This window comes from Streptomyces sp. NPDC090119, from assembly GCF_044747085.1.
Lineage (GTDB): Bacteria > Actinomycetota > Actinomycetes > Streptomycetales > Streptomycetaceae > Streptomyces.
Genome location: NZ_JBIVDK010000001.1, coordinates 218,548 through 237,056, shown reverse-complemented (window position 1 = coordinate 237,056; position 18,509 = coordinate 218,548). Strand labels below are relative to the sequence as shown.

Genomic DNA, 18,509 nt, shown 5'->3' with positions numbered 1-18,509 from the left:
TCGCGCACGCACTCTTGAGCGCTCGTCAAGCTCCCCTCCACGCACACCGGACGGGCCCTGATGCGGCGATGAGGGGCCTTGCGAGCGGGCTTCGTTCAGCTCGCCAGCGGGGCCAGCCGCGATGCCGCGGGGCGCTGGGCCGGGGGTGCCTGGTGCGGGGTGGCCAGCCGGATGGAATGCTGCAGCCGGCTCAGCGCGGGCGACGGTTCGAGGCCCAGCTCGCGCACGAAGGTGGTCCGCAGCCTGCGGTAGACGTCGAGAGCCTCGCTGCGGCGGCCGGAGCGCTGCAGCGCCACCATGAACTGTCCGTGCAGGTTCTCGTGGGTGCGGTACTTGCTGACCAGGACGGTCAGTTCGGCGAGCAGTTCGCGGTGGCGGCCGAGCCTGAGGTCCGCCTCGATGCGCTGGTCCAGCGCGCACAGCTTGCTCTCCTGCAGGCGCCGCGCCTCGATCTCCAGCTGCGGGCCGGGCTCGAGATCCGCGAACGGGGCGCCGTTCCACAGGGCGAGTGCCTCGCGCAGTACTCGTGCCGCGCGCTCGTGGTCACCGGCGTCCATGGCGCGGTAACCGAGACCGGCCAGCCGCTCGAACTCCCAGACGTCACTGCGGCCGCCCCCGGAGTTCAGCTGATAGCCGCCCGGGTGCGTCGCGAGGACGTCCTTGGCCGTCACGGACCGCCTGTCGCCCGCCTCGAGGGCCGTGGTGATCAGCTCGCGGATCTGGAGCACGTACGTCTGCAGGGTGGTACGCGCGCTGCGCGGAGGGTTGTCCGCCCAGAGTTCCTCGATCAGCGCGGCGACGGGAACGGCCTGATCCGCTCGCAGCGCGAGCAGAGCGAGCACCCGTCGCGCCTTCGGCGCCGTCGGCGTGATGGAGACCCCGGCTTCTCGGACTCCCAGCGTGCCCAATACCTGAATGTCCACGGCATTTCCCCCTGTCGGCCGCCGTTGGCGCACTCGATTCACGCCGTGGTGGCGGGTAGAGCATGAGTAAAAAACAGTCGGTGCGGTTTGTCAATATGAAACCTCATGGTTGGTTTTTAATTGACCGTCCGATTCGACCGCCGCGGCGACGGGCAGGTTCCGGCCAGGCCGTCCGGCCCGGACTCCGGGGCGTGCCGGTTCGCCCCGACCAGCAGCAGCAGCCCCCAGATCTGGCGTACGCGCTCCACCGGGCGCCAGTCCGCGTTCCGCGCCGCCAGGGCCTGCAGCCCGACGGTGCTCGCGAGCACCGTCGCCTCGACGGCCCGCCAGGAGACGCCGTCGGCCAGCTCGCCGCGCCGCTCCGCACGGCGGAGCGTCTCCCCGACCCAGTCCTGCCAGCGACGGGACAACGCGCCCCCGCCCTTGCGCGTGATGTCGCCGTCCATCTGGAATCCCGCCCGTATCACCACGTCACTCTCCATGACGGCCACGAGGTTCCCGGCGACCACGGCCAGCAGCTGTAACCCCGGCAGGGCGGGTCCCTCCCAGGCGCTCGCGATGACCTGGTCGAGGGCTTGCGCGGCCTCTTCCTCCACGGCGCACGCCAGGTCGTCCTTGCTCTTGAAGTGGAAGTGCAGAGCCCCCCGGCTCACCCCGGCCCGGTCGCTGATCACCGGCAGGGACGCAGGCACGTAGCCCTCGCTGGCAAAGACTTCAGCGGCCGCCCGGATCAATGCGCGGCGCGTCCGCACCGCACGTTCCTGCGTGGCCATCCGACCCCTCCCCGGTCAGTTCGGAGGCCACCAGGCGGGCCTCCGACGCTCGTCGTCCGCCGCCAGACAGCATCAGACGACTCGATGTGGAGGCCCACAATAAACCAAACATGCGGTTTCTTAGGGGGTCGTGCAGCCACCGTGACGGGAAGACATCGCCGAGGATCTCACCCCGGTGCGCCCGGGTGCCGCGCTATGAGTGAGCCCTGATCAGGCGTCGGCTCCGGCACGGGCCGCCTGCTGGTGCTGCTCCACCTCGGCGATGACCCGCGCACCGCGGTCGGGGGCGGTGTCGAGTCGCACGAGAACGGCCGGAGCCGCGATCGAGGGAAGCATGTGGTCGAACAGCGCCGACATGCGTTCCTCCAGGTCCGTCCATTCCGTGGCGGCCTGGGACACGAACTGCACGCCGATCCACGCGCCGAGGAAGACCTGTGCCGTCACCTCGGGCACCACGTGCGGAAGGACCTCGTTCCGTTCCTTGGCCTCCGCCAGGAACGACGTGATCAGACCGGCCCAGGCCGGCCAGGCGCTCCCGAAGATCTCCCGGCCCTGCAGGTCGGCGGAGAGGCGGACGCCGGCCAGCAGCATGGGGTCCCGGGGCAGGCGCCTGGCCAGCGTCATGCCGGTGTCCACCCACTCCTGCAGCTTCAGCTCCTGGGACAGGTGGTAGTCCGTGCTTATCTGGGCCTGCAGGACACCCTGAGCGAGGTCGGCCTTGGAGTCGAAGTGGAAGTACAGGGCGCCTTTGGTGACCTCGGCCCTGCTGAGGATCTCGGCGAGGGTGGCCGCCGCGTAGCCGCGCTCGGCGAAGACCGACGCGGCGGCCTCGAGAACAGCGCGGCGGGTCCGGATAGCTCGGTCCTGCTGAGCCATGAGGACCCCTCATCAGAATGAACAATGAACCAATGGGCTCGAACCCTAGCGCACCTGACCGTACGGAAAACAGACCGGCGGGTCATTTTCCGCGTTCCTTCCCCCGGCTCCGCCGGAGGGCGGTCAGGTGTCACCAGGCGGTGCGTCCGCCGTCCACCGGAACGGTCGCCCCGGTGACGAAGGATGCCTGGTCGCCGCACAACCACGCCGCCGCCTGGGCGATCTCCTCCGGATCGGCCGCCCGCCCCTGGGGTGCCGAGCGGCATGCTCTCCGCTCCGCCTGCGGATCGTGCGCGAACCACGCCTCCACCATCTCAGAGCGGGCGAGGCCCGGCGCTATCGCGTTGACGCGGATGCCGTCACCCGCGTATTCGACCGCGGCCGCCCTGGTCAGCCCGATGACGGCATGCTTGGAGGCGATGTAGGGCGCGGCCGCGGAGGACGCGACGAGGCCGCCGACGCTGCTGGTGTTGACGATCGATCCACCTCCGCAGGTGAGCATGGCGGCGATCTCGTGGCGCAGGCAGTTCCACACCCCGCGCAGGTTCGTGTCCATGATCCGCTCGTAGGACTCGTCGCCGATCAGGTGCAGCGGGGTCTTCTCCATGGCGACCCCCGCGTTGTTGAAGGCGGCGTCCAGTCGGCCGTAGCGCGCCATGGCCTGCTCGACCATCGCCTGGGCGTCCTCACCTCGGGAGACGTCCCCGGCGAAGAAGCCGACGGTCGCACCCTGCCCGCGCAGGCGGCCGGTGAGTTCCCGCAGGCGTTCCTCGCGGCGCGCGCAGAGCAGCAGGCGGGCGCCCTGCCGCGCGAAGAGCCGGGCCGCGGCGGCGCCGATGCCGCTGCTGGCCCCGGTGATGATGACGACCTTCCCGCTCAGCGCGCCGCCGGGGTCAGCCACGGGGGCCGCCCTCGCGGTCGGGGGCGACGGGCACGGGCCGTACGTCGCCCCAGCAGGTGCCCGCGGCGGCTTCGGCGTCGAGGGTTCTCAGCAGTTCCTCGTCGATGTCCCGCAGGGTGGGCACCAGATGCCGGACGCCCGCCCGCTTCATCAGGGCGCGCTGATGGCCGTGCTCGAACTCGCCGGGGCGGCCGATGAAGGGGACGTCGAGCCGCCGGGCCTCCTCGGCGAACCGGGCCACGTCGTCGATGAACAGCACCTGGTCGTGGTCCAGGCCGCAGATGTCGCGGGTGATCTCGCGGATTCCGGGGCGGAACCGGTCGGTGCACACGTAGCCGGGAGGGTCGAAGAGGTGGGCGAGCGGGGCGAGATGACGTTCGAAGTGCGTCCTGTCCAGTCCGCCGTAGCACACGAGGCGTAGCCCGAGATCCCGCAGCAGGATGAGGAGGTCCTCCGCCCCCTCCTCGATCCGGACGGGGTTCTCGGCCAGATAGCGCTCACGTTCCTGGAAGTAGGCGTCCACCATCTCCTGTGGGGACAGCGGCAGTTGTGCCGCCTGGACGAATGCCTGCGCGGCCACGGTCCGGGGTTGGGAGAAGAGGGTGTGTTCGACCTCGGCGGTGTACTGACCCCCGCGGTCCAGCACCACCTGCCGGATGACAGGGCTGAAGGTGTCGTTGAGCAGGACGCCGTCGATGTTGACCGCGGCGAGCCGCAGGTGCTGCAGAGCGGTGGGCATGGGACGCGTCTCCTCGGTCGTCGGCTTCGCTCGGTGGGGCGGCGTGGCGGCGGTCGGCATCCGGTCCGTGCCGTCCGGGACGGGGTCGCGCGGCGGGCCTCCACCCCGGACACAATCCGGGACAACGGAAAACACGGTCGGTTTTTCCCTCACCAGATCTCCCCCCGAGCTCCGGGCCGGCGAAACGGAATGCGCGGCACGCACTTCCCACGCCCGCCAGCACATCTATTGCCGGTGACGTCCACAACTCGGCAATCCTAAGGCGAGGTAGGCGCATCGCCAGGGTTTCGCCGAAAAATAAGATCGAACATGCGCCTACGGGCGGCCCGTTCGGGGACCCCCAGAACCCCGCACACTTGACCGTTCTTTTACCGAGCTTCAGTTGAGAAGGAAACCGGTAGGTCCGTATCTTACATGGCCGGGAGAACCGCTTCCAGAGACTCATTGGGGGATGTAAATGTCTTTGGCTCCATCGCACACAAGCGAGTTGACACGGGATCTGCCGCGGCTGACCACCACGGTTCCCAAGGAGTACGTCCACCGCGCGAGCCTGGCCGAGGTCTTCCTGACCCGTTGCTCCCGGCTGAGCGACACCACGTTCACCGTGTCCGGCCAGTGGCCCCGGACGCACACGTTCTTCCAGGCTCCGGGCGGCGCCGGCTATGACCCGCTGCTGGTTGCGGAGACGTTTCGCCAGGCGGGCCTGTTCCTGGCCCACACCGAGCTCGGCGTCCCGCTCGGCCACCACTTCGTCATGTGGGACCTCGGCTTCAGCGCCCAGCTCGACCAGTTGCACATCGGTGCCACACCCACCGACATCGAGCTGAAGGCCGTGTGCACCGACATCACCCTCCGAGGCGGCAGGGCGACCGGCTTCCGGATGCGGCTGTCCATCACGCGTGACGGCATCGCCATCGCGGTCGGCGGCGGACACTTCACCTGCGTCTCCCCCGCCGTCTACCGGCGGTTGCGCGGCAGCCAGCCCCGCTGTGCGGCGACACGCCTCCCCGACACCCCGCACCAGGCACCACCCCCCGGAGCGGTAGGCCGCACCAAGCCGCTCGACGTCGTGCTCTCCCCCACCCGGACCCCCGGGCAATGGCTGCTGACCCCGAGCCTGGACCATCCCGTCCTCTACGACCACACCGGGGACCACCACCCCGGCATGGTCCTCCTGGAAGCCGCGCGGCAAGCGGCATGCGCGCTCGCGGGTCCCGCGATGAGCACCCCCTGCGCCGTCTCCACCACCTTCCACCGCTACGCCGAGATCGACGAGCCCTGCATCGTCGAGGCGGCACCCGCCACCCCGCCGGAGCACAGCACGATGTCGATCCAGGTGACCGGTCACCAGGCCGGACAGCGGATCTTCACCACCCTGCTCACCGCGCCGCAGTAGGCACGCCGCCTTCCCGGACACCGGGCTCCCGCCGCGCACGCGACCGGGAGTCCGGCCGTCCGGGAGGCCGGAGCGAGCGTGGCCGCTTTCCGGTCGGGGGTGACTCGACAATGACCTCGATTCACTCTCGACCATTGACATCACGCGCCGGACTGCGCTGCACTGTTCTGCTCTCGCGGAAATTCCCCACAATTCCCGGTGCGAGAACGGTATGTGAATTCAAGGAGAATACTCCGTGCCCGATGTCAGCCGTCGTAGGTTTCTGCAGATCGCCGCCGGAAGCGCGGCCGCCGCGAATCTGTCCGCCGGAATCGCGCGGGCCACGTCCATCGCGCCCGCGAAAGGCACCGGCACGCTCGCCGATGTCGAGCACATCGTCGTGCTGATGCAGGAGAACCGCTCCTTCGACCATTACTTCGGCACCCTGCGGGGTGTCCGTGGCTTCGGCGACCCTCGCCCGCTCACGCTGCCCTCGGGCAGGAGCGTGTTCCACCAGGCGGACGGGTCGGGGCGCGAGACGCTGCCGTTCCGGCCGGACGCCGACCGGCTCGGGATGCAGTTCATCCAGGATCTGGACCACAGTTGGGCGGGCACCCACGCGGCGTTCGACGGCGGACTCCACGACAAGTGGATTCCCGCCAAGTCCACGACGACGATGGCTTATCTGACCCGCGCGGACATTCCGTACCATTACGCGCTCGCGGACGCGTTCACCGTGTGCGACGCGTACCACTGCTCCATGCTCAGTTCCACCGATCCCAACCGCTACTACCTGTACACCGGCTATTCCGGGAACGACGGCAAGGGCGGCGGGCCGGTGCTCGGGAACGAGGAGGCCGGGTATTCCTGGACCACGTTCCCGGAGATCCTCCAGCAGGCGGGCGTCTCCTGGAAGGTGTACCAGGACACCGGCACCGGGCTGGACGCGGCGGGCGGCTGGGGCTGGACCGGTGACGCGTTCATCGGCAACTACGGTGACAACTCCCTGCTGTTCTTCGACCAGTACCGGAACGCCAAGCCCGGAGACCCCCTCTACGACCGGGCCCGCACCGGCACCAAGGCGGCCGACGGCGAAGGCTACTTCGACCGCCTGCGCGCCGACGTGACCGCCGGGACCCTCCCCCAGGTCTCCTGGATCGCCGCCCCCGAAGCCTTCAGCGAGCACCCCAACTGGCCCGCGAACTACGGCGCCTGGTACATCTCGCAGGTCCTGGACGCGCTCACCGCCGACCCGGACGTCTGGAGCCGCACCGCCCTGCTGCTGACCTACGACGAGAACGACGGCTTCTTCGACCACGTCGTACCGCCCTTCCCGCCCGCCTCCGCCGCGCGCGGCCTGTCCACCGCCGATGTGACGAACGAGCTGTACGGCGGCTCGTCCGGGTACGCGGCCGGGCCGTACGGGCTCGGTCCGCGCGTGCCGATGCTCGTCATCTCGCCCTGGAGCACCGGGGGTTGGGTGTGTTCGCAGACCTTCGACCACACCTCCGTCGTGCAGTTCATCGAGAAGCGGTTCGGGGTGCGCAACCCCCATGTCTCGCCGTGGCGGCGCGCGGTGTGCGGGGACCTCACCTCGGCCTTCGACTTCTCCCGTGGCGCCACCGCCGCGCCCGGCCTGCCCGACACCAGCGGCTACCGGCCCCCGAACCACTCGAACCCCGGCGACTACGTGCCCAAGCCCCCGGCCGCCGGTGCCCTGCCCAAGCAGGAACGCGGCACCCGGAGCGCGCGGGCCCTCCCGTACGACCTGGCCGTGGACACCAAGGCGGTCGGCGGGCGGATGCGGTTCACCTTCGCCGCGCTCGGCACCGCGGGGGCCGCCTTCCATGTCACCTCGGCCACCCGCACCGACGGCCCCTGGCCCTACACCGTGGAGGCCGGGAAGAGCCTCACCGACAGCTGGGCCCTGCCCGGCACCCGTCACGACTTCTCCGTGTACGGCCCGAACGGCTTCCTCCGCCGCCAGGCGGGCACCAACACCGCGGTCGGCCCCGAGGTCACCGCCCGCCACGACACCTCCGCCGGACAGGTCACCCTGACCTTCAGCAACGCGGGCAGCACGGCGGTCACCTTCACCGCCACCGACGCCTACGCACCGGCCCAGCACTACACGTACACCGTGGCGCCGGGCGCGTCCCGCGTCGTCAAGGGCTGGGGCGTCGCCGCCGGGAACCGCTGGTACGACGTCACGGTCACCACGGGCAGCGACCCCGCCTTCGTCCGGCGCTTCGCCGGTCACGTCGAGACGGGCGCGCCCAGCACGAGCGACCCGGCGACCGCCACGGCCTGACCACGGCGGGCGGCCGGTGCCGCTCCAGGCAGAGCGCGGCTGTGACTGCCGGAGACCCGTGAAGACCCGGGTCTCCGGCAGTCCGGTCCGTTCCTCGTTCTCAGCCGCCGGTCGTCGCACCGGTCGTCGTGGCTCCGGTACCGCCACCGCCGCCACCGGTCGTCGCGCCGGTCGTCGTGGCTCCGGTACCTCCGCCGCCACCACCGGTCGTCGCGCCGGTCGTCGTCGCTCCGGTACCGCCACCGCCACCACCGGTCGTCGCACCGGTCGTCGTGGCGCCCGTACCTCCGCCGCCACCGCCGGTCGTCGCACCGGTCGTCGTCGCTCCGGTACCGCCACCGCCGCCACCCGTGGTCGCACCGGTCGTCGTGGCTCCGGTACCTCCACCGCCGCCCGTGGTCGCACCCGTGGTCGTGGCTCCGGTGCCTCCGCCGCCGCCGGTCGTCGCGCCGGTCGTCGTGGCTCCCGTGCCTCCGCCGCCTGTCGTGGTCGCGCCCGTGGTGGTGGCTCCGGTGGTGCTCGTGGCTCCGGTCGTCGTGGTGGTGGCGCCCGTGGTGGTGGCCCCTGTGCTGCCGCCTCCGCCTGTGGTGGCTCCGGTCGTCGTGGCGCCGGTGCCTCCGCCGCCGCGGTTGCAGAGCCTCGGGTCCACGCGGATGCCGGTCTTCGCGTCGACCGCGATGAGCTTGCCCTTCCGCACGACGAGCTTGCAGACCACATGGGGTGCGGCCGCCGATGTCGTCGGCGTCTTCGCCGTGTCGGCTGTCGCGCCGACGGCCATGACCCCGCCTGTTCCGACGAGTGCCGCGGCCAGGTAGGCCGCGCCGACCGCCTTGGGTATGTGCCTCCACCTGCGCGCCGCCATGATGCCTCCCTCAGGGATGGGCCAGATACCTCTCCAACCTGAGGCACCGGCCATGACCGGGGCGTTGGTCCAGCGTGACGGTGCCGTGACAGTGGCGCGGCGGAGAACCGGTCACCATTCGGCCGAACAGAAAGCCCCTCCGCCGGCCCGCGTCCTTAAGCTGGTCCCACATGATCGGCAGGTCCGGAAACCCCAGGTCAGGGGGAGCATGGTGGAGCGACACGACACGAGCGACGCGCTGCCCCCCGGGCTGAACCGCTCGTGGTCCCGGCCCGCCCGGCTCTGGCTGGCCGCGGTGATCGTGGTGACGGCGATGGCGGTCACCATCCATCTGCTGCTGCTCTTCCTCTATCTGGCCCCCGCGAACGCCATCAGCAAGCAGCACCGCGAACTCGTGAACAGCTACGTCTATCCGGAGTTCGACCAGAACTGGAAGCTGTTCGCCCCCAACCCGCTCCAGGGCAACATCTACGTCGACGCCCGCGCCGAAGTACGGCTGCCCGAAGGCTCCCTGCGCACCTCGGCCTGGGTGCCGCTCACCGAGCAGGACATCGAGCACATCCGGGACAACCCCGCCCCCAGCCACGCCGACCAGAACCTGCTGCGCCAGGCGTGGGACTTCTACACCCGGACCCATGACGCCAAGGGCCTGCCCATCGGGCTGCAGGGGCAGCTCGCCGAGGTGTACGTCCGCCGGATCGCGGCGAGCCGCCTCGGCCCGGCTCTGCTGGGCGGCCAGGTGGTCAAGGTCCAGTTGCGTTCCACGTACCGCCCGATCGCCCCGCCGAAGTGGAGCGGGGAGAACGACGACGAGCCGGTCACCTACCAGACGCTGACCTGGTGGCCGGTGTCGAAGGAGGACTTCCGGTGACCGCCGACACGGACAGCGCCCCGGCGCCCTCCCCCTTCAAGGGCATGAGCGGGCGGATCGACGCCAGGATCATCAGGTGCCTGAACGACATCACGGGCCGGGCGCTCTTCCCGTACCAGGCGGCGATCGTCCGGATCGGCTTCTCGCTGACGTTCCTGCTCTATCTGCTCCGCGAGTTCCCGAACCGGCAGGAGCTGTACGGGTCCGCCAGTCCGTGGACGTTCGACCTCGCGCAGCGGCTGATCGCGTCGAACGGGGCGTTCTCCGTCCTGATGTGGTCGGACAGCGGCTGGTGGTTCGAGGTGGTCTACCTCGTGGCGATCGCCGCGAGCCTGGGGCTGCTGCTGGGGTGGCACACCCGCACGATGTCGCTGCTGTTCATGGTGGGCGTGCTGGCGCTGCTGAACCGCAACGTCCTCCTGGGCGACGGCGGCGACACCCTCATCCATCTCGTCGCGAGCTATCTGGTGCTCACCCGCTGCGGCCAGGTCTGGTCCCTGGACGCCGCACGGCGACGGCGGGCGGCGAAGGACGGTTCTCGCGGGGACGCGGGTGTGCCGACCCGCATCGCGCTCTGGGCGGGCCTCGGCCTGTTCCTCGCGCTCGCCCAGCTCACCGGATTCGCGGAACTCTCCTGGGGCTGGGCCCTGTTCCTGTGGGGGATGTGGCTCATCCAGGCGCTGTGGTTCCGGGTGGAGCGCGGTGGACACACCGAGTTGCGGTCCGTCCTGGACGCCACGGCCAACGTCGTGCACAACGCGGCGCTGCTGGTGATCGCCGCCCAGGTCTGCATCCTGTACGCGACGGCCGGGCTGTACAAGATCCAGGGGCCGCGCTGGCAGGACGGCACGGCGGTCCACTACCCCCTGCATCTGGCCTACTTCAGCCCCTGGGGCCCGCTGTCCCGGACCGTCGACGGCAGTGCCGTACTGATCACCGCCCTCACCTACGGAACCGTGATCCTCCAGGTGGCGTTCCCCTTCACCCTGCTCAACCGCCGGGTGAAGAACGTGCTGCTCCCGATCCTGATGGCCGAGCACGCCTCCATCGCGGTGCTCTGCGGGCTGCCGTTCTTCTCGATGGCGATGGTGTTCGCCGACGCGGTGTTCCTGCCGACGAGCTTCCTGCGCTGGCTCGGCTCCTGGGTATCGGGCACGGCGCACCGCCTGCTGGAGCGGGTGCGCGGCAGACGGACCGCCGAGGCGTGAGGGTTCACCGGCGCAGCGCCGCGTCGCCTTCCCCGGCCCAGCGCACCCGGGCCACCAGTTGGTGCAGCCGTTGGGTGGGGCACAGGCCCAGCTCCTCGCGCAGCCGCCGTACGTACCGTTCGAAGTGGTGTACGGCCTCCGACGGGTTGCCCTCGGCCAAGTAGGCCCGGATCAGGGAGGCTTGGCTGCTCTCGCGGAGCGGGTCGGCCTGAACGGCCGCCTGGGCGGCGACCACCGCGCCCGCGTACTCGGTGGCGTCGATGAAGGTCTCGGTGAGGGACTCCAGCGCGTGGAGCCGCAACTGCCGCCAGTGATCGGCCTCCAGGAGGGCCCACTCGTCGTACCAGCCGGGCAGCAGGTCGGCGGAGAGCTGGTCGACGGTCGCCGTGCTGAGGTGGAGGGCGACGGGCGGCACACAGGGGTCGAGGAGGTGCTGGGCCAGCCCTCGGGCGTCGCGGAGGTCCACCGTGACATCGGGAGCGAGGCGCACGTCCGTCGGGGAGATGTCGAGCGCGTTGACGCCGAGCCCGCGCAGTCGGCACAACGCCGCCCGGAGGTTCGTGTACGCACAGTGGTCGGCGACCTTGGGCCAGAGGCTGCCCGCGATCAGGGCGCGGGGTACGGGGGTGCGGTAGTTGAGGGCCACGTACGCCAGGAGTCGTCGGGAACCCACCGGGGCTGTCACCGGTTCGCCGTCGACGACGAGATCGAAGCCGCCTAGGAGAGAGATGCGCACGGAGGGCTTGATCTGCGTGACTCTGGACGAGATGGCTTGATCACCTGCGGTCATAACTCGCCTCAGCGCGTAGAGGGATCAGCCGCGACACGCGTGCCCCGGCCGTGCGGTCGCTGCTCAGAGGGGCTTACGACCCGCAAAACTCGCTGTGGCTCCAGCTTGCTGTGACCACTTGGGTTTGTCCAATTGCGGGCTTTCGCCCCTTTGTGTCACGCGTCCGGGCACCGTTTTCCGCCCTGCGGAGGGGGGACTCGGCGGCCATGGTGCGAATCGGATACACGATGATGACCGAGCAGGCCGGGCCGCGTGAGCTGGTCGAGCATGTCGTCCGCGCGGAGGAGGCGGGGTTCGACTTCTCCGTCACCTCGGACCACTTCTTCCCGTGGCTGCGTTCGCAGGGCCACGCCCCGTACGCGTGGAGTGTCCTCGGCGCGGCCGCGCAGGCCACGTCCCGGATACCGCTGATGACGTACGTGACCTGCCCGACGTTCCGCTATCACCCGGTGGTGGTGGCGCAGAAGGCGGCGACCCTGCAACTGCTGTCCGAGGACCGCTTCCGGCTGGGGCTGGGCTCCGGGGAGAACCTCAACGAGCATGTGGTGGGGCAGGGCTGGCCCGCGGTGGACGTGCGGCACGAGATGCTGGAGGAGGCGGTGGAGATCATCCACGCGCTGTTCGAGGGCGGGCAGGTCACCTACCACGGCAAGCACTACGACGTGGAGTCGGCGAAGCTGTGGGACCTGCCCGAGCGGCGGCCGCCCCTGGGCATCGCCGTCTCGGGCGAGCAGTCCTGCGCGCTGGCCGGGCATCTCGCCGACCTGGTCATCGCCACCGAGCCGAAGAAGGAGCTGCTGGAGGCGTTCGACCGGCACGGCGGCACCGGCAGGCCCAGCGTGGGCCAGCTCCCGGTCTGCTTCGACCCCGACCGGGACGCCGCGATCCGGCGCGCGCACGACCAGTTCCGCTGGTTCGGCCTGGGCTGGAAGGTCAACGCCGAGCTGCCGGGCCCGGATTCCTTCGACCAGGCGACGCAGTTCGTCACCGAGGACGACGTGGCCTCCGCCGTCCCGTGCGGCGACGACCCGGAAACCTTCGTGGCGGCCGTACGGCCGTACGTGGACGCCGGGTTCACCGAGGTGGCCCTGGTGCAGATCGGCGGCCCGACCCAGCCGGCCTTCATCGACTGGTCGGAGAAGACCCTGCTGCCCGCGCTGCGCGACGCCTTCGACTGAGCGGCGGCTCGATCCGTACGGCGCCAACCCCCTGTCACGATGGGGCAGTTTGCCGTCATCGTCCGTTGAGCAGTAACAGACAGCGGGCGGTGACGGCAGCCTTTGGGGGGCGCATGGCGTACGTGATCGTGGTGCTGTTCGCGGTGGCGCTGGCCGGGTGGGCGGTGCGGGGCCGGGCGCGGAAGTTTCCGGGCAGCCTCGCCCTGGCGGTCCTGCCGAGGCACGCCGAGGACCGGCGGCCGCTGGCCCAGGCGCGGGCGAACGTGCGGACGCTGGAGCAGATCGCCCGCTCGGAGGAGTCCGGCGCGCGGGCCGAGGTGACACGGCAGGAGCAGAAGCGCGAGGAGGACCTGCGGGACGCCGCCCGACGGCTGGCCTCGCTGGAGAAGCCAGGCCGGGGCAGGCGACTCGACGCGTTGGGCGAACTCACCCTCTACGAGCATGTGTTGGTCAAGCGCACCACCAACGGCGCTTCCCGCACCCTGCACTTGGCCGACCGCCGCGTCAGGATCGACTCCGGCGACAGCGCCTACTACCTCTACGTCCTGGAGGCCGACGGCACCCCCGAGCGGACCAACTACCCACGTCGTACCGGCGAGGGCGAGAAGGCGAAGGGGTTCACCGAGGACCGGGTGCGGGACTTCGCCGACGCCGTGCAGCGGGCCGTGGCCAAGGAGAACGCCTTCCGCGCCACCCTGCCGGAGCAGTTGAAGCAGGCCCAGCACGACCGCGAGCTGCTGGAGCAGGACACCGAGGCCGTGGACCGGGCACGGCAGCGGCACGCCGACGTCCAGGCCCGCAACAAGAGCAACCCCCGCCTGGCCGAGGCCCGCGACGAGCTGGAGGCGGCCAGGGCGGAGTGGCGGCGGCACACCGGGCGGATGCCTCCGCCCTGACCGCCGCCGGACGAAGGTCAGCTCCGGACCAGGGTGATGTCCCGGTCCCGGGTGGCGTGGAAGACCGGCAGCGGGACGAGTCCGCTGGGCCGCAGCTCCAGCACGTTGGCCTGCACGTGCGCGGTGCCCGCCCGGAGCTTCTCCGAGGACACCTTCCCGGAGTTGGCCCAGCGGTGCTCGGCGCCGTCGCAGCGGGCGGCGCTCCCGCCGATGCCGTGCCGGACGCGCGGGTCGGCCTGGCTGATCGAGGAGCTGACGAAGACGGGTCCGGTGCCGGGCAGACAGCGGTAGGTGCCGGACAGGGTGACGGTGCCGTCGGCCGCGAGGCGGGCGGTGGAGTCCACGGTGACGCTCTCGCCGGGGGCGGCGGCGGCCGGGGCGGCGAGGGCGCACAGCAGGGCGGCGCCGCCGAGCGTGGTGGCGAGGACGGGACGTACGGGCATCGGATGCCTCCCGGAGTGGGGTGTGGGGGCTCCTACAGGTACCGGCGGGGCAGCGCGCCGGACGCGACCGTCACCCCATCGGTGGCGCGTCAATGGGCCGGGCGCAGTCTCCCCCGCGTTCCCGGGCCCGAGGCCCCGCGCACCGATGGTGACCAGCAGGTATGCCGAAGACCTAAAATGATCAACGTGTCCGAGCAGCACGCCCCCAGGTCCCTCATCGTCACGCTCTACGGGGCGTACGGCCGTTCCGTACCGGGCCCGGTGCCCGTCGCCGAGCTGATCCGGCTGCTGGCCGCGGTCGGGGTGGACGCGCCCTCGGTGCGCTCCTCGGTGTCGCGGCTGAAGCGCCGCGGTCTGCTGCTGCCCGCCCGTACCGCCGGGGGCGCGGCGGGGTACGAGCTGTCGGCGGAGGCGCACCGGTCGCTGAACGCGGACGACCGCCGTATCCACGCGACGGGACCGGCCGAGGAGGCGGGCTGGGTGCTCGCGGTGTTCTCGGTGCCGGAGTCGGAGCGGCAGAAGCGGCATCTGCTGCGCTCGCGGCTGGCCGCGCTGGGCTTCGGCGCGGCGGCCCCCGGGGTGTGGATAGCCCCGGCCCGGCTGCACGAGGAGGCCCGGCACGCGCTGGAACTGCTGGGGCTGGACGGCTACGTGGATCTCTTCCGGGGCGATCATCTGGGGTTCGCCCCCACGGCCGAGGCGGTCGGCCGCTGGTGGGACCTCCCGGCCATCGCCGGGGAGCACGAGCGGTTCCTCGCGGCGCACGCGCCGGTGCTGCGCGCCTGGGAGGGGCGGGCGGACACCCCGGCCGAGGACGCCTACCGGGACTATCTGCTGGCCCTGGACTCCTGGCGCAAGCTGCCCGGCGCCGACCCCGGCCTGCCCGCCCGGCTGCTGCCCGCCGACTGGCCCGGCGCGCGTTCGGCGCGGGTGTTCCGGGCGCTGCACGAGCGGCTGCGGGACGCGGGCGCGGCGTTCGTCGGGGTGTGAGCGCGGCGCCCGGTGACCGGGCGCTCGCTCGCCGGAATCGCGGGGACGGAACGGGCCACCGCCGTCCTGTGACTGTGGTCACTCGATGGGGGTGGCCGCCCCTCACGTGCGACCGTCCCGTCATCGGTGTCACCGGTGATCGACAGGGACGTAACAGCAGCTACGGGAGGGGGTGGTGGGGCGTTCGACGGGGAGTGCGGACGGGTATCGGGACCCATGGCCGGGGCGGGTGGCCGCCGACGGTTTCGATGGCCGGACCCGTACCATTTCCTACAGTCGAAGGCAGGACAGCCTGCTCCATGAACGGACTCGCCGTGCACGAACGCCCCACCGAATCGGCCTCCTGGCGCATCGCGCTGCCGCACACCGCCGCGGCGGTGCCGGTCGCGCGCGCCCTGGTGCGTTCGGCTCTCGCCGAGGTGGGGCACATCGCCGACTGCGACACGGCGGAGCTGCTGACCGCCGAGCTGGTGGCGAACGCGGTGGAGCACACCGCGGGCAGCGGTCCGATCGAGCTGGTGGTGGAGCTGCGGCCGACCGGCTGCCAGGTCGAGGTGCATGACCCGGACCCGGCGCCGCCCGGCCATCTGACGCGTCCGGTGATCGAGGAGCCCGACCCCTGGCAGGAGGGAGGGCGCGGCCTGTTGCTGATCCGCGCCCTCAGTTCGTCCTGTGGTCACCGCCCCACCTCGTCGGGCAAGGCGGTGTGGTTCAGACTGCCTGTCGTTCCCGCTCAGCGTTCGGCGTGACCCCGGCCGCCTGGCTGCGGCCGAGCGTGGAGTGCCTGCGCCCGTAGGCGTAGTAGACACCGAGGCCCACCGCGAGGAACACCGCGAACTGGACCCAGGTCCGCCAGCCCGTCTCGTACATCAGGTAGAGGCAGAAGGCGACGCCGAGCAGCGGGGCGACGGGGTACAGCGGCACCCGGAAGCCGCGCTGGAGGCCGGGCTCGCGGCGGCGCAGGGCGATCACCACGATGTTGACGACGGCCATGATGGCGAGCGTGCCGATGGTGCACAGGTTGACCACGGCGTCGAGCGAGGCGAAGGCCGCCGGGACCGCGAAGACGGCCGCGACGATGAAGGTGCCCGCCACCGGGGTGGAGGTCTTCGGGGACACCTTCTCGAAGACGCGCGGGATCAGTCCGTCGCGGGACATCGACAGCAGGATGCGGGTCTGGCCGTACATCACCGCGAGGACGACCGAGGCGATGGCGACGACCGCGCCGAAGGCGATGACGCCGCCGCCGATGCTGGAGCCGGTGACCATGTTGACCACGTACGACAGCGCGGCGGGCCGTCCGCCGACCTGGTCGGCGCCGATGGCACCGATCGCGGCGACCGCGACGGCGCAGTACAGCAGGGTGACCAGGCCCATGCAGACGAGGATCGCGACCGGGATGTCCCGGCGCGGGTTCTTCGCCTCCTCACCGGCCGTGGTGATCGCGTCGAAGCCGATGTACGAGAAGAAGGCCGCGGTGGTGCCCGCGCCGATGCCGCCCAGGCCCGCCGGGGAGAACGGGGTGAGGTTGCCGTCCTTGAACGCGCTGTAGCCGACGGCGCAGAACGCGAGCAGGATGACGAGCTTCACGGCGGCCATGGCGGCGGTGGCCCGCGCGCTCTCGCGCACACCGCGCATCAGCAGTACGGCGGCCATGGCGATGACGATCACGGCGGGCAGGTTGACCACACCGCCGTCGCCGGGTCCGGCGGACAGCGCGTCGGGGAGCTGCCAGCCGGTGAGGCTGTGCAGGAGTTCGTTGACGTACTGGCTCCAGCCGACCGCGACGGCCGAGATGGAGATGCCGTACTCCAGCAGCAGGCACCAGCCGACCAGGAAGGCGGTGGACTCGCCGAGACCGGCGTAGGCGAAGGAGTACGAGGAGCCGGAGACCGGTATCGCGCCGCCCAGCTCCGCGAAGGAGAGGGCGGTGAAGACGCAGGTGATCGCGGCGAGGACGAAGGAGACGACCACGGCGGGTCCGGCCTGCGCGACGGAGCCGGAGAGACCGACGAAGATTCCGGTACCGACGATGGCGCCGACACCGAAGCAGATGAGCTGGAAGAGGCCCATGGTGCGCTTCAGACCATGGCCCTCGCGGTCGGCGCCGGATTCGGCGACGAGCAGTTGCGGGGACTTGATGCGGGGAGCGGGCATGCGGGTGGTGCTCGTTTCTGGTGGTGCGGACGGCCCTGGGTACGGCCGCTGCGTCGGCGCGGCACGGAGTGGGGGCCAGGCCGTCGGTCAGGATAAGGCCAGGTGAGGTGGGTCACGCAAGGGTTTGTGACGTATCCCCGAGGGTGGCGACGAGCACGGCCTTGATCGTGTGCATGCGGTTCTCCGCCTCGTCGAAGACCACCGAGTGCTCGGACTCGAAGACCTCGTCGCTGACCTCCAGCTCGGTCAGTCCGTACCGTTCGTGGATCTCGCGGCCGACGGCGGTGCCGAGGTCGTGGAAGGCGGGCAGGCAGTGCAGGAAGCGCACATCGGGGTTGCCGGTGGCGCGCAGCACGTCCATGGTGACGGCGTAGGGGCCGAGCAGGGCGATGCGCTCGTCCCAGACCTGCTTGGGCTCCCCCATCGACACCCAGACGTCGGTGGCGACGAAGTCGGCGCCGCGGACCCCGTCCTTCACGTCCTCAGTGAGGGTGACGCGGGCGCCGGAGACGGTGGCGAGACGGCGGGCCAGCGCGACGATGGTCTCGTCGGGCCAGAGCAGCCGGGGCGCGACGATGCGCACGTCCATGCCGAGCAGGGCGCCGGTGACCAGGTAGGAGTTGCCCATGTTGTACCGGGCGTCACCCAGGTAGGCGAAGGCGATGTGCTCCAGCGGCTTGGCGCTGTGCTCGGTCATGGTGAGCAGGTCGGCGAGCATCTGGGTGGGGTGCCACTCGTCGGTGAGCCCGTTGTAGACGGGGACGCCCGCGTGTGCGGCCAGCTCCTCGACGACGCCCTGGCCGTGCCCCCGGTACTCGATGGCGTCGTACATCCGGCCCAGCACGCGGGCGGTGTCCTTGACGGACTCCTTGTGCCCGATCTGGGAGCCGGCCGGGTCGAGGTAGGTGGTGCGGGCGCCCTGGTCGGCGGCGGCGACCTCGAAGGCGCAGCGGGTGCGCGTGGAGGTCTTCTCGAAGATCAGGGCGATGTTGCGGCCGGTCAGGTGCCGCGTCTCGGCTCCGGCCCGCTTGGCCGCCTTCAGCTCGGCGGCCAGCGCGAGCAGCCCGCGGAACTCCTCGGCCGTGAAGTCCAGCTCCTTGAGGAAGTGGCGGCCGTTGAGGGCGGTCGGGACTGTCGCCATGGGGGCGCTCCAGGGGTACGCGGTGCACTGACTCCGGTAATTCTATACGAGCCTCGGCATTTCTATTCAGTATCC

At 71.0% G+C, this 18,509-nt stretch carries 18 protein-coding genes; 8 read left to right on the top strand and 10 right to left on the bottom strand.

Annotated features, from left to right (window positions below):
* Window positions 1–95: 95 nt before the first annotated feature.
* The 5 genes from ACIPPM_RS01070 to ACIPPM_RS01050 all read right to left on the bottom strand — a co-directional run bounded on the left by ACIPPM_RS01070 (window position 96) and on the right by ACIPPM_RS01050 (window position 4,212).
* A complete protein-coding gene (locus tag ACIPPM_RS01070) occupies window positions 96–923 on the bottom strand; it encodes a BTAD domain-containing putative transcriptional regulator (RefSeq protein WP_401441813.1) in 828 nt (275 codons plus the stop codon).
* A gap of 116 nt (window positions 924–1,039) precedes the next feature.
* Window positions 1,040–1,696, bottom strand: a complete 657-nt coding sequence (locus tag ACIPPM_RS01065) for a ScbR family autoregulator-binding transcription factor (RefSeq protein ID WP_401441812.1) — start codon at window positions 1,694–1,696, stop codon at window positions 1,040–1,042.
* Between the two features lie 210 nt (window positions 1,697–1,906).
* Window positions 1,907–2,572, bottom strand: a complete 666-nt coding sequence (locus ACIPPM_RS01060) for a ScbR family autoregulator-binding transcription factor (protein WP_401441811.1) — start codon at window positions 2,570–2,572, stop codon at window positions 1,907–1,909.
* Window positions 2,573–2,702: 130 nt separating this feature from the next.
* A complete protein-coding gene (locus ACIPPM_RS01055; protein ID WP_401441810.1) occupies window positions 2,703–3,473 on the bottom strand; it encodes an SDR family NAD(P)-dependent oxidoreductase in 771 nt (256 codons plus the stop codon).
* Window positions 3,466–4,212: an HAD family phosphatase gene (locus ACIPPM_RS01050; protein ID WP_401441809.1), complete on the bottom strand. Its 747-nt coding sequence runs from the start codon at window positions 4,210–4,212 to the stop codon at window positions 3,466–3,468. The genes ACIPPM_RS01055 and ACIPPM_RS01050 overlap by 8 nt, the downstream gene beginning before the upstream one ends.
* Before the next feature lie 487 nt (window positions 4,213–4,699).
* On the opposite strand from ACIPPM_RS01050, the gene ACIPPM_RS01045 reads away from it, so the two are divergent.
* A complete protein-coding gene (locus ACIPPM_RS01045; protein WP_401441808.1) occupies window positions 4,700–5,608 on the top strand; it encodes a ScbA/BarX family gamma-butyrolactone biosynthesis protein in 909 nt (302 codons plus the stop codon).
* A 235-nt stretch (window positions 5,609–5,843) separates the two neighbouring features.
* The gene (locus ACIPPM_RS01040) at window positions 5,844–7,898 is read left to right on the top strand and encodes a phosphocholine-specific phospholipase C (protein ID WP_401441807.1); all 2,055 of its coding nucleotides are present in this window, start codon (window positions 5,844–5,846) and stop codon (window positions 7,896–7,898) included.
* Between the two features lie 100 nt (window positions 7,899–7,998).
* Here ACIPPM_RS01040 and ACIPPM_RS01035 read toward each other — a convergent pair whose 3' ends face one another.
* Window positions 7,999–8,760, bottom strand: coding sequence for a hypothetical protein (locus tag ACIPPM_RS01035; protein ID WP_401441806.1), 762 nt, complete (start codon window positions 8,758–8,760; stop codon window positions 7,999–8,001).
* Between the two features lie 208 nt (window positions 8,761–8,968).
* Between ACIPPM_RS01035 and ACIPPM_RS01030 the strand changes: the two genes are divergently transcribed.
* Window positions 8,969–9,631 (top strand): DUF5819 family protein, encoded by a 663-nt coding sequence (locus ACIPPM_RS01030; RefSeq protein ID WP_401441805.1) that lies wholly within the window; start codon window positions 8,969–8,971, stop codon window positions 9,629–9,631.
* The gene (locus tag ACIPPM_RS01025) at window positions 9,628–10,839 is read left to right on the top strand and encodes an HTTM domain-containing protein (RefSeq protein WP_401441804.1); all 1,212 of its coding nucleotides are present in this window, start codon (window positions 9,628–9,630) and stop codon (window positions 10,837–10,839) included. Before ACIPPM_RS01030 ends, ACIPPM_RS01025 begins: the two co-directional genes overlap by 4 nt.
* A 4-nt stretch (window positions 10,840–10,843) precedes the next feature.
* Here ACIPPM_RS01025 and ACIPPM_RS01020 read toward each other — a convergent pair whose 3' ends face one another.
* Entirely contained in the window at window positions 10,844–11,575 is a 732-nt protein-coding gene (locus ACIPPM_RS01020; RefSeq protein ID WP_401441803.1) for a BTAD domain-containing putative transcriptional regulator, read from the bottom strand.
* A gap of 260 nt (window positions 11,576–11,835) precedes the next feature.
* Between ACIPPM_RS01020 and ACIPPM_RS01015 the strand changes: the two genes are divergently transcribed.
* Together ACIPPM_RS01015 and ACIPPM_RS01010 are read left to right on the top strand one after the other, a co-directional pair.
* Window positions 11,836–12,807 carry an LLM class F420-dependent oxidoreductase gene (locus ACIPPM_RS01015; protein ID WP_401441802.1) on the top strand — a complete coding sequence of 324 codons (972 nt, stop codon included), beginning with the start codon at window positions 11,836–11,838 and terminating at the stop codon, window positions 12,805–12,807.
* A gap of 113 nt (window positions 12,808–12,920) precedes the next feature.
* Complete coding sequence (locus tag ACIPPM_RS01010) at window positions 12,921–13,703, top strand: hypothetical protein (protein WP_401441801.1); 783 nt, start codon at window positions 12,921–12,923, stop codon at window positions 13,701–13,703.
* Window positions 13,704–13,720: 17 nt separating this feature from the next.
* On the opposite strand, the gene ACIPPM_RS01005 is transcribed toward ACIPPM_RS01010, so the two are convergent.
* The gene (locus ACIPPM_RS01005) at window positions 13,721–14,146 is read right to left on the bottom strand and encodes a DUF6299 family protein (RefSeq protein WP_401441800.1); all 426 of its coding nucleotides are present in this window, start codon (window positions 14,144–14,146) and stop codon (window positions 13,721–13,723) included.
* Window positions 14,147–14,323: 177 nt separating this feature from the next.
* Here ACIPPM_RS01005 and ACIPPM_RS01000 point away from each other — a divergent pair, with 177 nt between their 5' ends.
* Both ACIPPM_RS01000 and ACIPPM_RS00995 read left to right on the top strand, forming a co-directional pair.
* Window positions 14,324–15,136 (top strand): PaaX family transcriptional regulator C-terminal domain-containing protein, encoded by an 813-nt coding sequence (locus ACIPPM_RS01000; protein ID WP_401441799.1) that lies wholly within the window; start codon window positions 14,324–14,326, stop codon window positions 15,134–15,136.
* Window positions 15,137–15,435: 299 nt separating this feature from the next.
* Window positions 15,436–15,885 (top strand): ATP-binding protein, encoded by a 450-nt coding sequence (locus ACIPPM_RS00995; protein ID WP_401441798.1) that lies wholly within the window; start codon window positions 15,436–15,438, stop codon window positions 15,883–15,885.
* Here the strand turns inward: ACIPPM_RS00995 and ACIPPM_RS00990 are convergent.
* Entirely contained in the window at window positions 15,848–17,293 is a 1,446-nt protein-coding gene (locus tag ACIPPM_RS00990) for an amino acid permease (protein ID WP_401441797.1), read from the bottom strand. The two genes, ACIPPM_RS00995 and ACIPPM_RS00990, sit on opposite strands and share 38 nt — an antisense overlap.
* A 112-nt stretch (window positions 17,294–17,405) precedes the next feature.
* Complete coding sequence (gene argF / locus ACIPPM_RS00985) at window positions 17,406–18,434, bottom strand: ornithine carbamoyltransferase (protein WP_401441796.1); 1,029 nt, start codon at window positions 18,432–18,434, stop codon at window positions 17,406–17,408.
* Between the last annotated feature and the right edge of the window lie 75 nt (window positions 18,435–18,509).

Excerpts from the sequence above, each read along its gene's own strand:
- ACIPPM_RS01065 (WP_401441812.1), bottom strand. The coding sequence starts at position 1,696 with ATGGCCACGCAGGAACGTGCGGTGCGGACGCGCCGCGCATTGATCCGG.
- ACIPPM_RS01060 (WP_401441811.1), bottom strand. The coding sequence starts at position 2,572 with ATGGCTCAGCAGGACCGAGCTATCCGGACCCGCCGCGCTGTTCTCGAG.
- ACIPPM_RS01050 (WP_401441809.1), bottom strand. The coding sequence starts at position 4,212 with ATGCCCACCGCTCTGCAGCACCTGCGGCTCGCCGCGGTCAACATCGAC.
- ACIPPM_RS01035 (WP_401441806.1), bottom strand. The coding sequence starts at position 8,760 with ATGGCGGCGCGCAGGTGGAGGCACATACCCAAGGCGGTCGGCGCGGCC.
- ACIPPM_RS01030 (WP_401441805.1), top strand. The coding sequence starts at position 8,969 with ATGGTGGAGCGACACGACACGAGCGACGCGCTGCCCCCCGGGCTGAAC.
- ACIPPM_RS01015 (WP_401441802.1), top strand. The coding sequence starts at position 11,836 with ATGGTGCGAATCGGATACACGATGATGACCGAGCAGGCCGGGCCGCGT.
- ACIPPM_RS01010 (WP_401441801.1), top strand. The coding sequence starts at position 12,921 with ATGGCGTACGTGATCGTGGTGCTGTTCGCGGTGGCGCTGGCCGGGTGG.
- ACIPPM_RS01005 (WP_401441800.1), bottom strand. The coding sequence starts at position 14,146 with ATGCCCGTACGTCCCGTCCTCGCCACCACGCTCGGCGGCGCCGCCCTG.
- ACIPPM_RS01000 (WP_401441799.1), top strand. The coding sequence starts at position 14,324 with ATGATCAACGTGTCCGAGCAGCACGCCCCCAGGTCCCTCATCGTCACG.
- ACIPPM_RS00995 (WP_401441798.1), top strand. The coding sequence starts at position 15,436 with ATGAACGGACTCGCCGTGCACGAACGCCCCACCGAATCGGCCTCCTGG.
- ACIPPM_RS00990 (WP_401441797.1), bottom strand. The coding sequence starts at position 17,293 with ATGCCCGCTCCCCGCATCAAGTCCCCGCAACTGCTCGTCGCCGAATCC.
- argF (WP_401441796.1), bottom strand. The coding sequence starts at position 18,434 with ATGGCGACAGTCCCGACCGCCCTCAACGGCCGCCACTTCCTCAAGGAG.